General features: G+C 71.5%; 13 protein-coding genes and 1 tRNA gene. 2 read left to right on the forward strand and 12 right to left on the reverse strand.

The annotated features are described in order from the left end of the window. Positions 1–31 precede the first annotated feature (31 nt). From QJS33_RS24960 to nhaA, 3 genes are all read right to left on the reverse strand, one after another. On the reverse strand, positions 32–1,432 hold the full coding sequence (locus QJS33_RS24960; RefSeq protein WP_306370510.1) for a DEAD/DEAH box helicase: 1,401 nt from the start codon (positions 1,430–1,432) through the stop codon (positions 32–34). A 276-nt stretch (positions 1,433–1,708) separates the two neighbouring features. Next, positions 1,709–1,912: a cold-shock protein gene (locus QJS33_RS24965; protein WP_306370511.1), complete on the reverse strand. Its 204-nt coding sequence runs from the start codon at positions 1,910–1,912 to the stop codon at positions 1,709–1,711. A gap of 249 nt (positions 1,913–2,161) precedes the next feature. Continuing rightward, entirely contained in the window at positions 2,162–3,436 is a 1,275-nt protein-coding gene (gene nhaA, locus QJS33_RS24970) for a Na+/H+ antiporter NhaA (protein ID WP_306370512.1), read from the reverse strand. 232 nt (positions 3,437–3,668) lie between these two features. On the opposite strand from nhaA, the gene QJS33_RS24975 reads away from it, so the two are divergent. Next, on the forward strand, positions 3,669–4,559 hold the full coding sequence (locus tag QJS33_RS24975) for an alpha/beta fold hydrolase (RefSeq protein ID WP_306370513.1): 891 nt from the start codon (positions 3,669–3,671) through the stop codon (positions 4,557–4,559). A 212-nt stretch (positions 4,560–4,771) separates the two neighbouring features. Here QJS33_RS24975 and QJS33_RS24980 read toward each other — a convergent pair whose 3' ends face one another. The 9 genes from QJS33_RS24980 to QJS33_RS25020 form a co-directional block, all read right to left on the reverse strand. Further along, positions 4,772–5,689 (reverse strand): aminoglycoside phosphotransferase family protein, encoded by a 918-nt coding sequence (locus tag QJS33_RS24980; protein WP_306370514.1) that lies wholly within the window; start codon positions 5,687–5,689, stop codon positions 4,772–4,774. Positions 5,690–5,753: 64 nt separating this feature from the next. Continuing rightward, positions 5,754–6,005, reverse strand: coding sequence for a DUF2795 domain-containing protein (locus QJS33_RS24985; RefSeq protein WP_306370515.1), 252 nt, complete (start codon positions 6,003–6,005; stop codon positions 5,754–5,756). A 68-nt stretch (positions 6,006–6,073) separates the two neighbouring features. Next, entirely contained in the window at positions 6,074–6,739 is a 666-nt protein-coding gene (locus QJS33_RS24990) for a cysteine hydrolase family protein (RefSeq protein ID WP_306370516.1), read from the reverse strand. Beyond that, positions 6,736–7,824, reverse strand: a complete 1,089-nt coding sequence (locus QJS33_RS24995; protein WP_306370517.1) for an LLM class flavin-dependent oxidoreductase — start codon at positions 7,822–7,824, stop codon at positions 6,736–6,738. The genes QJS33_RS24990 and QJS33_RS24995 overlap by 4 nt, the downstream gene beginning before the upstream one ends. A gap of 94 nt (positions 7,825–7,918) precedes the next feature. After that, positions 7,919–9,040 (reverse strand): ABC transporter substrate-binding protein, encoded by a 1,122-nt coding sequence (locus QJS33_RS25000; protein ID WP_306370518.1) that lies wholly within the window; start codon positions 9,038–9,040, stop codon positions 7,919–7,921. Beyond that, a complete protein-coding gene (locus tag QJS33_RS25005) occupies positions 9,037–9,936 on the reverse strand; it encodes an ABC transporter permease (protein WP_306370522.1) in 900 nt (299 codons plus the stop codon). Before QJS33_RS25005 ends, QJS33_RS25000 begins: the two co-directional genes overlap by 4 nt. A 14-nt stretch (positions 9,937–9,950) precedes the next feature. After that, positions 9,951–10,766 carry an ABC transporter ATP-binding protein gene (locus QJS33_RS25010; protein WP_306370519.1) on the reverse strand — a complete coding sequence of 272 codons (816 nt, stop codon included), beginning with the start codon at positions 10,764–10,766 and terminating at the stop codon, positions 9,951–9,953. A 292-nt stretch (positions 10,767–11,058) separates the two neighbouring features. Continuing rightward, positions 11,059–11,490, reverse strand: coding sequence for a hypothetical protein (locus QJS33_RS25015; protein ID WP_306370520.1), 432 nt, complete (start codon positions 11,488–11,490; stop codon positions 11,059–11,061). A 782-nt stretch (positions 11,491–12,272) separates the two neighbouring features. Beyond that, on the reverse strand, positions 12,273–12,416 hold the full coding sequence (locus QJS33_RS25020) for a hypothetical protein (RefSeq protein WP_306370521.1): 144 nt from the start codon (positions 12,414–12,416) through the stop codon (positions 12,273–12,275). A gap of 364 nt (positions 12,417–12,780) precedes the next feature. Between QJS33_RS25020 and QJS33_RS25025 the strand changes: the two genes are divergently transcribed. Beyond that, positions 12,781–12,853: transfer RNA gene (locus tag QJS33_RS25025), tRNA-Lys, on the forward strand. The last annotated feature ends 651 nt before the right edge of the window (positions 12,854–13,504 follow it).

Below are 13,504 nucleotides of genomic sequence, written 5' to 3' on the forward strand. Positions count from 1 at the left end.
AGTAGGTCGCGGGGCCCGTTCGGGCCTCGGATCAGCGGCGCGGGCGGCGCCGCCCGCGCGGTGCCCGGTCACGTCGCTGCTCCGGGGGCGCCGCGGAGCGCACCGTGACCGGAACGCCCGAGGGCTCGCGTGCCCCGGTCACCTCGGTCAGGTCGGCGGCGGTCACGCCCCCGCCCAGGGTGCGCGGCTCGATCCGCGCCCGGCCCATCAGCCGGGTCATGTCGCGGCGCTGGCCGGGCAGCACGAGCGTGACCACGTTGCCGGACTCCCCGGCCCGGGCGGTGCGGCCGCCCCGGTGCAGGTAGTCCTTGTGGTCGGTGGGCGGGTCGATGTTGACCACCAGGTCCAGGCCGTCCACGTGGATACCGCGCGCCGCGACGTTGGTCGCGATCAGCGCCGTGACGTCGCCCCGCTTGAACTGGTCGAGGGTGCGGGTCCGCTGCGGCTGGCTGCGGCCGCCGTGCAGGGGCGCGGCCAGGACCCCGTTGGCCAGCAGGTGCTCGGCCATCCGGTCCACCGCGCGCTTGGTGTCCAGGAACATGATCACCCGGCCCTCGCGGGCCGCGATCCTGGTCGCGACGTCCTTCTTCTCCATGGGCGACACGTGCACGACGTGGTGCTCCATGGTGGAGACGGCGCCCTCGGACAGGTCGACGGAGTGGACCACCGGGTCGTGCAGGAAGCGGCGGACCAGGGTGTCGACGTTGCGGTCCAGGGTGGCGGAGAACAGCATGCGCCGCCCGTCGGCCGGGACCTCCTGGAGGATGGCGGTGACCTGCGGCATGAAGCCCATGTCGGTCATCTGGTCGGCCTCGTCCAGGACCGCCGACTCCACACGGTCCAGCACGCAGTCGCCGCGCTCCATCAGGTCGCGCAGCCGCCCCGGGGTGGCCACGACCAGGTGGACGCCTTGACGCAGGGCGCGGGCCTGCCGGTGGATCGGCATGCCGCCCACGACGGTGGCCGTGCGCACCCCCACCGAACGCGCGTAGGGCTCCAGGGAGTCGGCGACCTGCTGGGCCAGCTCCCGGGTCGGGGCCAGGACGATCGCCATGGGACGCCGGGGTTCGGCGGTGCGCCCGTCCAGGCCGGCGAGCAGGGCCAGGCCGAAGGCCAGGGTCTTGCCCGACCCGGTCCGGCTGCGGCCCAGGACGTCGCGTCCGGCCAGGGAGTTGGGCAGGGTCGCCGCCTGGATCTCGGACGGCGTGGTCAGGCCCTGCCGGGCCAGAGTCCGCTTCAGGGCCGCGGGCATGTCCAGAGCCTCGAAGGACTCCGCCGCCGGGAGCGCCGGGGTGACGGTGACGGGGAGGGCGAACTCCCCGGAGGGGCCGCCACCGGTGCGGGGACGGGCGGCGGCGCGGGGGCGCTGCCGGCCGTATCCCCGGGAGGGGCGGCTACGGGTACTCGTACCGGTTCGATACGGATGACTCATATGGGGCCTTTCGCCGACGGCGTTCGCCGGGCGGGAGGCCTTGCGGCCTCGCAGGGGGAAACCGGGGTACGCCGGATGTATGAAACTGCTGAATGAGACTGCTGGATGAAGCCCAGTAGGCGCTCGTCCGGCGGATGTGCCGGGGCGCAGGGGCCGGTCGGAGCACGATGTCCGAGGAACCGGCCGGAAAAAGAAGAACGACGGGGTCCGGCGTCCCGAAGGGCGGACCCCGTCGCGGGAGGAGCGTGAGCTCCTCCGGATCACTCCTGGATGAGGCTAGAGCAGGGTGATGTTCTCGGCCTGGGGGCCCTTGGCCCCGGCGACGGCGTCGAACTGCACAGCCTGGCCCTCGGCCAGCTCACGGAAGCCCGTGGCCTGGATGTTCGAGTAGTGGGCGAAGACGTCGGGGCCGCCGCCGTCCTGCTCGATGAAGCCGAAGCCCTTTTCAGCGTTGAACCACTTGACCGTACCGGTCGCCATATGGATGCCTCTCGTTCGAAGAAATGAAGAAAACCGCGTGTGACGATTTTCCCGTCACCGCGGTGATCTCCCGAAGAGATGGATCCATCGGGGGTCACGACTGCAACTTCTTAGAACCTAGCACACGGAAATCGCCCTGTCCCGATGATTTCGATGTGTCACATGGCACCGGAGGATGTGGTATCGAAACCGTCGGAAATGTGTTGGGACCCGGCGGAGAACCGCCGGATCCCGTACACCGTGGGGCTTTCAGCCCCGGTTGCCGCGCTCGTGCTCGGCCATGGCGCTCATCATGCCCTTGTAGTGCCGCGACCGTGCCCCCAGGATGCCCGCGGCCAGCGCGGTGGCGATCAGCGAGGCCGCCAGCACACCGGTCTTGGCGTGCGCCAGGTGCTCAGGGGAGTCCGCGAAGGACAGTTCGCTGATCAGCAGCGACACGGTGAACCCGATCCCGGCCAGCTGGGACATGCCGACGATGTCGATCCACTTCAGACTCGGGTTCAGCTCGGCCCGGGTCACCTTGGTGGTGATCCACGAGCCGCCCGCGATGCCGACGGCCTTGCCCACGACCAGGCCCAGGATGATGCCGAGGGAGGCCGAATCGCTGATGATCGCGCCCAGCCCGTCGATGACCACACCGGCGGAGAAGAACGCGAAGATCGGCAGGGCCAGCCCCGCCGACCAGGGCCGTAGGATCTGCTCCACACCGTGGCTGGGGTCGTGCGCCTCACCGGGCAGCGCCTTGGTGCGCATCAGCAGGCCCATGGCCACGCCGGCGATGGTGGCGTGCACCCCGCTCTCGTGCATCAGCACCCAGATCAGCGCCGCCAGCGGCACGTACACGATCCAGTTCGGCAGCCACGAGGCGTTGAGCCCGGCGGCCAGGCCCTTACCGCGCTGGAGGTATCCGAAGACCGCCAGACCGACCAGTGCGGCGGCCAGCATGAGCAGGTCGATGCCGGAGGTGTAGAACACCGCGATGACGATGATCGCGCCCAGGTCGTCCACGATCGCCAGGGTCAGCAGGAAGGTCCGCAGCGCGGGCGGCAGGTGGCGGCCGACGACCGCGAGGATGGCCACCGCGAAGGCGATGTCGGTGGCCATCGGGATGCCCCAGCCCTGGACCGTGTCCGGCGAGGAGAAGTTGACGGCCGCGTAGATCGCCGCGGGCACGATCATGCCGCAGATCGCGGCGATGATCGGCAGCATGGCCCGGCGCGGGTTGCGCAGCTCGCCGTTCACGAACTCCTGCTTGAGCTCGTTGCCCACGACGAAGAAGAAGATCGCGAGCAGGGCGTCCGCCGCCCAGGTCTCCAGGGACAGGTCCAGGTGCAGGGACTCGGGGCCGAGGGTCACCGCCCGCAGGTTCTCGTAGACCTCGCCGAAGGGCGAGTTGATCCAGATGATCGCGACCAGCGCCGCACCGATCAGGAGGAACCCCCCGACGGTGTCGCTGCGCAGTGCTTCGGCGAGCCGTGTGAGGGGTGCTCGGGATGTGGAGTGTGCCAGCGGGTCGATGCTCATAGGCGGCTTTCTGGAGACGGCTGTCGGATCGCCGACCAGTCTTCCCGGCACACCTAGGACTTGCGAGTCACACCTCCGTGCTCACCGGAGAAGATGTGAAAGTCCAGAAGAGAGCATATACGTCCGTTTTTCATACCGACCATCCGGGGAGCCCGGTAGGCTTGCCCGTCGGTGTGCCGGGAAGACTGGTCGGCGGTGGCATAACTCTCATCCGGAAACGAGCAGGTGCCCGATGCCCGACCCACACCTCCACGGTACGCACGTCTACCGCTCCGACACCGGCGCCCGCGAGATCCGGACCTGGTGCGAGGAGCGGATCGCCGCATGGCCGGCGCTCACCGCGCTGCCCCCGCTCCGTACCGTCCTGGGCGCCACCCGCGCCTTCACCGCCCCGGGCGGGGACGCCCCTCCGGTCATCTTCCTCAGCGGGACCAACTTCAACTCCGCCACCTCGGTGGAACTGGCCCGGGTCCTCGCCCGCGACCGCGCGGTCACCCTGGTCGACCTGCCCGGCCAGCCCGGCCTCAGCGAGGGGCTGCGTCCCCGCTCGGGACGGGCCGTCGCCTACGGAACCTGGTTCGACGAGGTCCTGCCGATGCTCACCGGCCGCCCGGCGACCGTGCTCGCCCACTCGCTGGGCGCCGCCGTGGCGCTGGCCGCCAAACCCTCCGAGCTGGTCCGCGCCGTCGTGATGGTCGGCCCTGCGGGGCTGACGGCGGCGTCGGTGAACTCGGACCTGATGCGCGTCACCCTGCCATGGATGATCGGGCCGCGCGACGACAAGAGCACCCGTCTGCTCGACTACATGAGCGGGCCCGGGTACACGGCCGGGGCCCGGGGCGGGCGGGTGCACCCGCTGGCGCCGTGGATGACCCTGGTGGGGCGCCACTGCCGGACCAGCCTGGCCCCGGGGACGCTGCCGGTGGAGTGCCTGCGCCCCTGGGAGGGCACCCCGGTGGTCGTGGCCACCGGCTCCGAGGACGCCTTCTACTCGCCTGCCCGCCTGCACGGACCCGCCCGGCGGCTGCTGGACTCCGAGGTCACCGTGCTGGAGGGGGCGGGGCACCTGGCCCCCTACGAGGTCCCCGAGCGGATCGCCGAACTCGTGCGCTCCCTGGACTGACCGCGCCGAACCGGCCGCGCCGAGCCGACCGCGCCGCCCCGGGTCCGTCCGACCCGGCGCGGCGCTCGAAGCACGTGCCGACGGGCAGCGGTCCGCCGTCGTGGACGAGCGAGACCGAACGCACCACCGTGCCCGGACCGCGCGGGGCCGCCATGAGCCCGTGCACGGATTCGTCGAGGGCGTCCAGCAGGGACTTGAGCGTGCGTCCGGGTTCAGCCATGGTCCACCTCCGCGGTGCCCTCGGCGAGGACGACCTGGCCCAGCGTATGAGCGCCGATCTCCGCGAGCGTCCGGGCGTCGTCGGAGTGGGCGGCCAGCAGCACCCCGAAGAGCAGCGCCCAGGCCCGGGCCCGGTCCCACACGTGCGGGTCCACGGTGCCGGCCGCGTCCACCCGGGCGCGGAACGCGGCCCGGTCCGCGGGCCCGAACAGCATCCAGGCGACGGCCAGGTCGGTGGCGGGGTCGCCCGCGGTCAGGTCGCCGAAGTCGAGGACCGCGGCCGGCCCCGGCCCCGCCGGGGACACCAGGAGGTTGGCGGGGTGCAGGTCGCCGTGCAGCCACAGCGGCGGGCCGGGCCACGCGGGCGCTGCGGCCAGGCCGTCCCAGAGCCCGGCCAGGCGCCTCCGGCGGGACAGGTGGGGCACGGCCTCCAGGCGGCGGTGGAACCCTTCGGCGCGGGCGGCCAGCGGCACGCCCCGGAAGGAGTTGGCGGGGGCGTCGGCGGGCGCGGGCACGTGCAGCCGGACGGCGAAGTCCGCCAGCGGGACGGCCAGCACGCTCCGCTCGGCCACGGGGACCTCGGCGGCCGTGCGCCCCTCGAACCAGGGGACGACCGACCAGTGCCAGGGGTAGCCCCGACCGGGGCGGCCGACCCGCACGGGCGCGGGCACCGGGGTGTCCAGGCGCGCGGCGATCTTCCCGAGCCACCGCTGCTCGTTGCGGGTGAGTTCGGCGGCCCGCTCCCGGCGGGGCAGGCGCACGGCCAGCGCGTCGCCCAGCCGCAGGATCGTGTTGTCCCACCCGTTGGCGACCGGGGTGAGGGGGAGGCCGGACAGGTCCGGGTGCTGGTCGGCCAGCAGCCGCCGGACCAGCCCGGGGGTGATGTCCACCTCGGCTTCGGGGATGTCCATCCCCCCATCCTGCGCCACGCGGGGGAGCGGCCGGGAACCCGTCGGCGGGTCCCGGCCGCGGAGTTCAGCGCTGCGGGCGCTCCTGAGCACGGGCGGACTCGGTGTGCGAGCCCGGTTCGGTCTCGGGCAGCGGGACCGCCCGCAGGACCTCCTCCGACTCGTAGAAGTCGGCCGACGGCATCGCCCGCAGCGCGCTCAGGACCTCCTCATCGCCGCCCGCATCCAGCGCTGCGGCGACGATGCGGTCCTTGTCGGCCGGAAAGTCGACACCCTCCAGGATCCGGCGCAGGCCCGCCAGGCCGCGTTCGACCCCCATGGTCCCTCCCCCGTGCACCGCGGGCCCCTCCCACAGTGCACGGGGTGACTACCCGGTGGCCGAGGGTGTCAATCCCCGGTCCGCCAGAGCCCGGTGACGGCGTCGACCGTGGCGATCACCGCGGCGTGCCGGGCCAGTCCCGCCAGTGCCGTGTCCTGCCGGGCCTGCTCATAGGTGCCGACGGCGTCGGCCGCCACCACCACCCGGAAGCCGTGCTGGAAGGCGTCCCGGGCGGTGGCGTCGACGCAGCAGTCCGTGGTGAGTCCGCACACCACCAGCCAGGAGACTCCGGCCGAGTAGAGCAGGCGGACCAGGTCGGTGCCGTGGAACGCCGAGTAACGGCGCTTGTCCACCACTTCCTCGTCCTCCAGCGGTGCCACCCCGAACCACTCCGGGCCCGGCGTTCCCACCAGGCACGGCTCTCTGGCGGCCGCCCGGTCCGGCGGGAGGTCCGCCAGCCCGCGCAGCCACCGCGAGGAGTCCCACGGCTCGTCCGGGTCCTGCACCAGGCGGGTCCACACCACGGGGACACCCGCCGCGCGGGCCCGGTCGACCAGCAGCCGGGTCCCGGCCAGGGAGGCGTCGATCCGCTCCCGGGCGTCCGCGTCCAACCGGGGCAGCCGCTCCGGGTCGCCGAAGTCCCGTTGCGGGTCCACGACGAGCACGGCCGCCTCCCCGGGCGGCCCGGGCAGCGGGCGGGAGTGCCCCGCGACGTCGACGAGGGGGCCGGTCACCGTTCACCCTCGGCACCGGCCGGGCGCAGGAGCGGCATCACCCGCTCTCCGAAGTCCGCCAGGTCCGCGTGGTAGTCGGGGAAGATCAGCATCAGGCCGTCCAGGCCGGCGAACTCGACCATCTCCCGGATGCGCGCCGCCACGGTATGCGGGGCCCCGGTGACGAACGGGGTCTGGAACGCCTCGTCCTCGGGCCGCTCGGCGGTCAGCGACAGCGCCCGCTCCGGCGGCAGCCCCCAGGAGACCTTCATGTTGACGAGCGCTTCCACGTCCGCACCGCGCCCGTACTCCAGCCTGCGCGCCTCGGCCTCCTCGTCGGTGTCGGCCAGGACGACCGTCAGCATCGAGTAGGCGCGGATGCTCCGTCCCTGCTTCTCGGCGCGCAGTTTGACGTCCCGACAGGCGTCGCGCAGGCCCGGCAGGTCCTGGGCGGTGAGGAACGAGCCGTCGCAGTGCCGGGCCTGGAAGTCCAGCCCGGCCTCGGAGCGGCCCGCGGCGATCAGCGTCGGCCGGGTCGCGGGGTGCGGCAGAGACCGGCAGTCGTCCAGGTGGAAGTACTCGCCGTCGTGGTCCACCGCCGGCTCCGACCACAGGCGCTCCAGTACCGAGGTCCACTCCTCGGTCCAGCGGTAGCGGTCGGCGTGGGACAGGGTGTCGTCCCACAGGCCCATCTGGGCGAACTCCTTGGCGTAGGCGCCCACGACGATGTTCATGCCCGCGCGGCCGCCCGCGATCTCCTGAAGCGTGGTGAACATCTTCGCGGCGATCGCCGGATGGAACAGGTTGGTGTGGACGGTCGACCACACCTTGACCCGCTCGGTGGCCTCGGCCAGTCCCGCCATCATCGTGATGGACTCCAGGGTCCGGCCCCAGTGGTCGGTGGCGCCGTCGTACCCGCGCCACTTGCCCATGGACATGATGAAGTCAAGGCCGTACTGCTCGGCCAGGACCGCGGCCCGGCGGTTGTAGGCGTAGGTCGCCTCCGGGTGCGGTGCCGTTTCGGAGACGATCCACCCGCCGCTGCCGATGGGCAGGAAGATCCCGTACTCGGTGTCGGCGGCCGGTGTCCCGCCAGGTTCTGACAACTCGGTTCCCTCGCTCTGATGACTCGGGGGGCACCGGGGCCGTCGCCCCGGTGCCCGTGGCCGTTCCCCGCGGTGGGGGGTACTACTCGGGGTACTACTCGTCCTCTTCCTCGGCGGGCCAGCTCACGTTCCCGGCGACGTACACGGCCTCCAGGTAGTGCGGCTCGAACAGGGGCTCCAGGTCGGGGACCTCTTCGAGGGCGCCGTTTTCGACCAGGTTCTCCGTCTCGGACTCCGTCATGCCCAGGTCGATGTAGCCGAAGGCGGTCTCGTCGGGCGTGGAGGCGCGCACCAGCTCGCTCTCGGAGGCCCAGACCTTGAGGTTGTGGTCGACGTCGAACTCGCCGGTGGGGTCCAGCGCGGCGGCCTGCTCCACGCACTCGCGCTCGTTGCCGTCCTCCCCGCAGTACTCGAACGCCTTGGCGATGGCCCGCAGGAAGTCCTCGACGACGGTCCGGTTCTGCGCCGCCCACTCCGGGTTGGTGGCCATCACGCCGAAGGAGCCGACCACACCGAAGTCCTCGGGCAGCCACTCGGTGTAGGACTCGCCCATGGCGTCGAGCTGGTGGGGCTCGTTGGAGCGGAAGGCCGTCAGCGCCTGCACCTGGTCCCGGGGCAGGACGCTCGGGTCGTAGCCGGAGTCGACCTGCTCGATGGAGTCCACGTCGACCCCGGCGGCGTTCAGCATCGCCTCCAGAGGGGCGGCCAGCATGCCGGGCCGACCCATGGTCTGGCCCTCCAGCTCCTTGAGGTCCTCCACATCGGGGCCGGTCAGCAGGGAGGCGATCGGCACGTGCCCGTAGGTGGCGATACCGATGATGTCGTGGTCCTCCTCGTTCGCCTGGACGATCTCGGCCTCGTTGGCGACCGGGGTGAAGTGGGCGGTGCCCGCCGACACCAGCTGCGAGTTGGCCATGATGTCGCCGACCCCGCCCTGGATCTCCACGTCCAGGCAGACATCGTCGAAGAAGCCCAGGCCCTCCGCGGCGAACACCTCCAGCTGGCTCACCGACGCCTGGTAGAAGTAGCCGGATATATAGGTGATGGTGCCGGCGTCCTGATTCGTGGTGCACCGTTCTTCGTTGATGGCGAGTTCGGATTCCTCCGTGGGCTCGGAGGCGGCCTCGGAGCCGCCGCAGGCGGCGGTCGCCAGCACGGCCGCGGCCAGGGCCGCGGCACCGAGGTACCGGGTCAGGGGTGTGGTGGGGGTGGTCATCTGGGGTGCTCTTCCGTTCGTTGGGCGATGTGGGATCTGCGGGGACGGGAAGCGTGGGTGCGCTGGGACTCGTGCCAGAAGAGCACCCGGCGCTCCAGGGCGGAGACCAGCGCCAGCATGAGCACGCCCATGGCGGCCAGGCAGGCGATCGCGGCGTAGACGGAGTCCAGCCGCGCCGCGGAGGCCGAGGTGCGGATCAGGGTGCCGAGCCCGCCGCTGCTGCCCGCGGCCACGAATTCGGCGACCACGGCGCCGACGATGGACAGCGGCATGACCACGCGCAGCGCGGCCAGGGTGTAGGGCAGGCCGTAGGGGATGCGCAGCCGCCACAGCACCTCGAAACGGGAGGCGTGCAGGGTCCGGAACACGTGCAGGACGGGTTCGGGGACCGCGCGCAGCCCGGTCGCGACGTTGATCAGCACGGGGAAGAACGTGATGATCCCGGTGACGATGACCTTGGGGGCCAGCCCGAATCCGAACGCCACCACCAGCCCCGGCGCCAGCGCGACCACCGGGGTCACGTTGAGGACGACGGCCAGCGGCATGAGGGCGCGCCGCACCACCGGGACCTCGGACATGACCAGGGCCAGGGCGAACGCGATGCCCGCCCCGCAGGCCACGCCGATCAGGGCGATGGACAGGGTGCTCCAGGCGTTGGCGAGGAAGACCTCGGGCCGGTCCACCAGGGTGAGCCCGACGTCGGAGAGCCGGGGGAGGATGTAGGGGTGCTCGGCGGCCACCGCCGACCAGCCCGCGCCCAGCAGTACGACGACGAAGGCCGTGGGCGCCCAGGTCGCCGGGTGCAGGGGGCCGCGCGGCCGGGTGCGGCGGCGTGCGGGCCCGGGCGCCGGTCCGGGACGGTCGGGGGCGTGGCGCAGAGGGGCGGTCGCGGTCATCTGGCTGCTCTCGCTCATAGCGGGACGAGGTCGTCGGGGGCGGCTCCGCGTTCCCAGGCGGATTGCAGGGAGGCACGGACGCGGTCCTCCAGGGCGTGCATGCGCGATCCGGTCACGACTCCGGCGTCGCGGGGCCGGGGCAGGTCGATCGGCAGCACCTCGTGGACGCGGCCGGGCCGGGCGGACATGACGACCACCTCGTCGGAGAGGGTGACCGCCTCGCGCACCGAGTGGGTGACGAAGACGACCGTCGTCGCCCGGCGCTGCCACAGGCCCAGGAGCTGCAACCGCAGGGCCTCGCGGGTGAACTCGTCCAGTGCGGAGAAGGGTTCGTCCATGAGCAGCAGCCGGGGGCGCAGGCCGAAGGCGCGGGCGATGGCCACCCGCTGGCGCTGGCCGCCGGAGAGCTCGTGCGGGTACCGGTGCGCGACGTCGGACAGGCCCACCACCCGCAGCAGTTCGTCGGGGTCCTCACCGCCGGCCCCGGCGCGGCGGTTGACCCGGCGGGGCAGGGCGATGTTGCGGCGCACGGTCTGCCAGGGCAGCAGGGCCGGGGTCTGCGGGACCAGGCCCACCCCCTTGGCGGCGCACAGTGCGCTCGGGGTGGAGCCGAAGAGCGAGACCTCCCCGGCGTCGTGCTCCTCCAGCCCGGCGATCACCCGCAGCAGGGTGGACTTGCCGCAGCCACTGGGGCCAATGAGGCTGACGAAGCGACGAACTCCGACGTCCAGGTCCACCGACTCCAGGGCCGGGTGGTCGGGGTCGCCGCCGTCATAGGTCTTGGTGAGGCCGCGGATGCGGATGCCGAGGTCGTCCGAGGGGTGTGTCATGCCCGCTCCTCGTGCTGTGTGCGCACATGCCTGCACAGGGCCGTCATCCGGGGCGTGTCGGGGACGCGCACGGCGGATCAGACCGTGTTGCCGAGGAGCGGGGGGCCGGACGGCGGTCCGGCGGTCACAAGCGAGAAATCCACGGGGGCACCCTCCTGTCGCTCCCCGGGTACGACTGACCGGGGGCGGGCGGTTGGAGAGCGGGTGGAAGATCGGAGATCGACGGCCCGCGGGGGGTTGTGTGACGGGTGAGACGTTAGGGAGCCGGTATTAACTCTGGATGAAGGCTCCGTCACGTACCGATATCGAGAACGCGTACTCGTAGGTCCGCGTCCAATAGGGCGACGGTGATCCGGTGGGTGGCGAAAGCACTGGGCAGCCAGGCCCCCCGGCCGAACAGCCGGGCCAGGGGTTCGCCCAGGACCAGCAGTACCCGCGCCTGTGGGAAGTGCGTGTCCCGGATCCAGGACAGCTTGAAGGCGTCGGCGATGACCTTGTTGCGCTGGGACGACTTCACCTGGCCGGAGAAGGGCGAGCACTGCACGAGCAGGCTCGGCGGATCTCCGTCGGCGCAGTCGACGCCGACCCGGACACCATCGGCGAGTGTGAACTCGCGCGGTGCCAGGTCAAGGCCTAGTTGGGCGGACAACGCCCGGGCCAGTTCGGTGTTGTCGGGTCGCCGGGCGAGGGTGTCCGCGGGGTCGCGTACCGCTGTTTCCCTCATGGGAAGAAGACTTTAGTGCACAAGGGTCCCAGTGATCTCCGCCATTCGGCCTTTGTCCGCTGTGTTCAGGGGTGGGGTCGGCGTGGTCACCTGGGGTTTTCTCGTAGGTGAATTGTGATGAGCTTCACATGTTCGGCGAATGTGTACGGTTCTTCGTGGAACCCCGTACCGAATGGGGTCCTTTCAGGGTGGCGTCCGTACGCTTGTCCGCTTCAGGCCGTATGTCCATTCCTTTCGGGAAAGTTGAAAAGCGGACCATAATCATTTCCTGCCGCTAAGGTGGAAACGGCTCTTCAAGTCTCAATCGGCGTGTTCAGGGCATCAGGTGCGCAAGTCGCCCCAGAAGGCGACGTAAACCCATCGCCGCGGCGGACGGAACCGGCCCCGCCCCGAGGCGCCCGCCGGGGAGGCCCGGCCGGCACGGACACGGCGTTCGAGATGCACGCCGACGGTGCCCCCACCGGATCTACGGGTGCGCGGAGGCGGCCGCCCGCAGTATTCGCGGCCGGCCCGACTCGGCGGCGTTCTTCGCCGACTCGGCGTTGACCCACGCCGCCGTGTCCGCCACCGACATCCCGGTCACGTCCCCGGGAGTGGTGTGATTTTCGCGTGGGTGCGTCCTTGCGGGTCATCGCGATGGTCGGCCGAAGCCGGGCAGGCCGCCGCGTACCGGCGGCCCGCCGGCCGGGATGAAGAAGCCGCCGGAGGCGGCGGTGCACCGATCCGCCCGGCACCGCTGACGCGCATCCGTGGGAACATCCGTGGGAACAGGGCCGGAAGAGTCACACCACTCGATGGGACACCACCGACATCCCCGGCCCCTCGGGCCAGGGGAAGGGTGCGGGGTCGTCGGGGGACACGGCCGCCCACTCCCGGCGCAGCACGGACGACCACTCCACCACCCCGTCGGGGCCGGGCCATCGCACACGATCCGCGCGATGCCCTCCGACCCCGAGCCGGCGCCGCACGACCGCACGATGCGGCCCAGCCGCGCCGGCCGTCCGACCTCGTGGGACCGGCACCCGGCCATGGGGCGACCCGGGCGGGGGCCAGCAGACCGGTCCGGTCGCAGCGCCGGAGCATCCGCATGCCCACCCGCTGGATCGAGGCGAACTCTCCGACGGTGGACACGCCCCCTCCATGTTCGGCGCCGACACGGTGTCGGGGTCAAAGAGACCGGAAGGTCCCTGCCCACCGGGCACACGGGGAATCCTCCGCTCTCGCACTGCTGTGGTATCCGGTAGACTCAGCGACTGGTGGCGTCACCCCTGGTCACCGGGGGTAAGCCACGGGCCTCTAGCTCAATTGGCAGAGCAACGGACTTTTAATCCGTGGGTTCAGGGTTCGAGCCCCTGGGGGCCTACCCACAAAACCCCAGGTCAGAGCCCCTTTTCAAGGTCTCGGTCCTGGGTTTTCTCGTTTCTGGGCTCGGTTGGTTGCTCGGAGCTCGCTCTTTTGTCTTGACCGTGCCTCCCACCTCCCGAGCATCCTCGCTCCACGCCGCTCCGCCGGGCACTGCCACGCTGCCATTCCCACCCTGGTCCCGTGTGCGCCCACCAGCGCCCTGCTGCGCCGCTGAACACCCGCTGGCCGTCTGGTTGTGGGCGGCGGCCGTGTGGGCCCGCTGAACGCCGTACGTCGCCCGGCCGGAATCGTTGCCGTTGACGTCCTCAAGGGCGGGGCGGGAGCTTTCCCGCCGGGGCCCGCCCCGCCCTACGTGAAGAGGAACTGCCCACTTGGGTAGGTGTCTGGATTGCGAAAGGCCCACCCAAAGCGGCACTGACCTGCACTGATAACGCGCAGGGGTGGGCCGCTCTAATGGGTCAACCCACAGGCGGAGTCACAGGCCCTTTGAAGGGCCCAGGCACAGGCGGAGTCTCCGGCGGAGTCACAGGCCCACCCCCGATAAAGGGTGTTTCAGTTTCTTATGGCCAGGTATGTGCGAATGCGGTCGGCCAGCTCGGCGAACTCGTCCTCCACCGGTTCGGGTTCGACAATCGAGGGCGTGGCCGGG

Source organism: Nocardiopsis sp. CC223A, from assembly GCF_030766825.1.
In the GTDB taxonomy this organism is placed as follows: domain Bacteria; phylum Actinomycetota; class Actinomycetes; order Streptosporangiales; family Streptosporangiaceae; genus Nocardiopsis.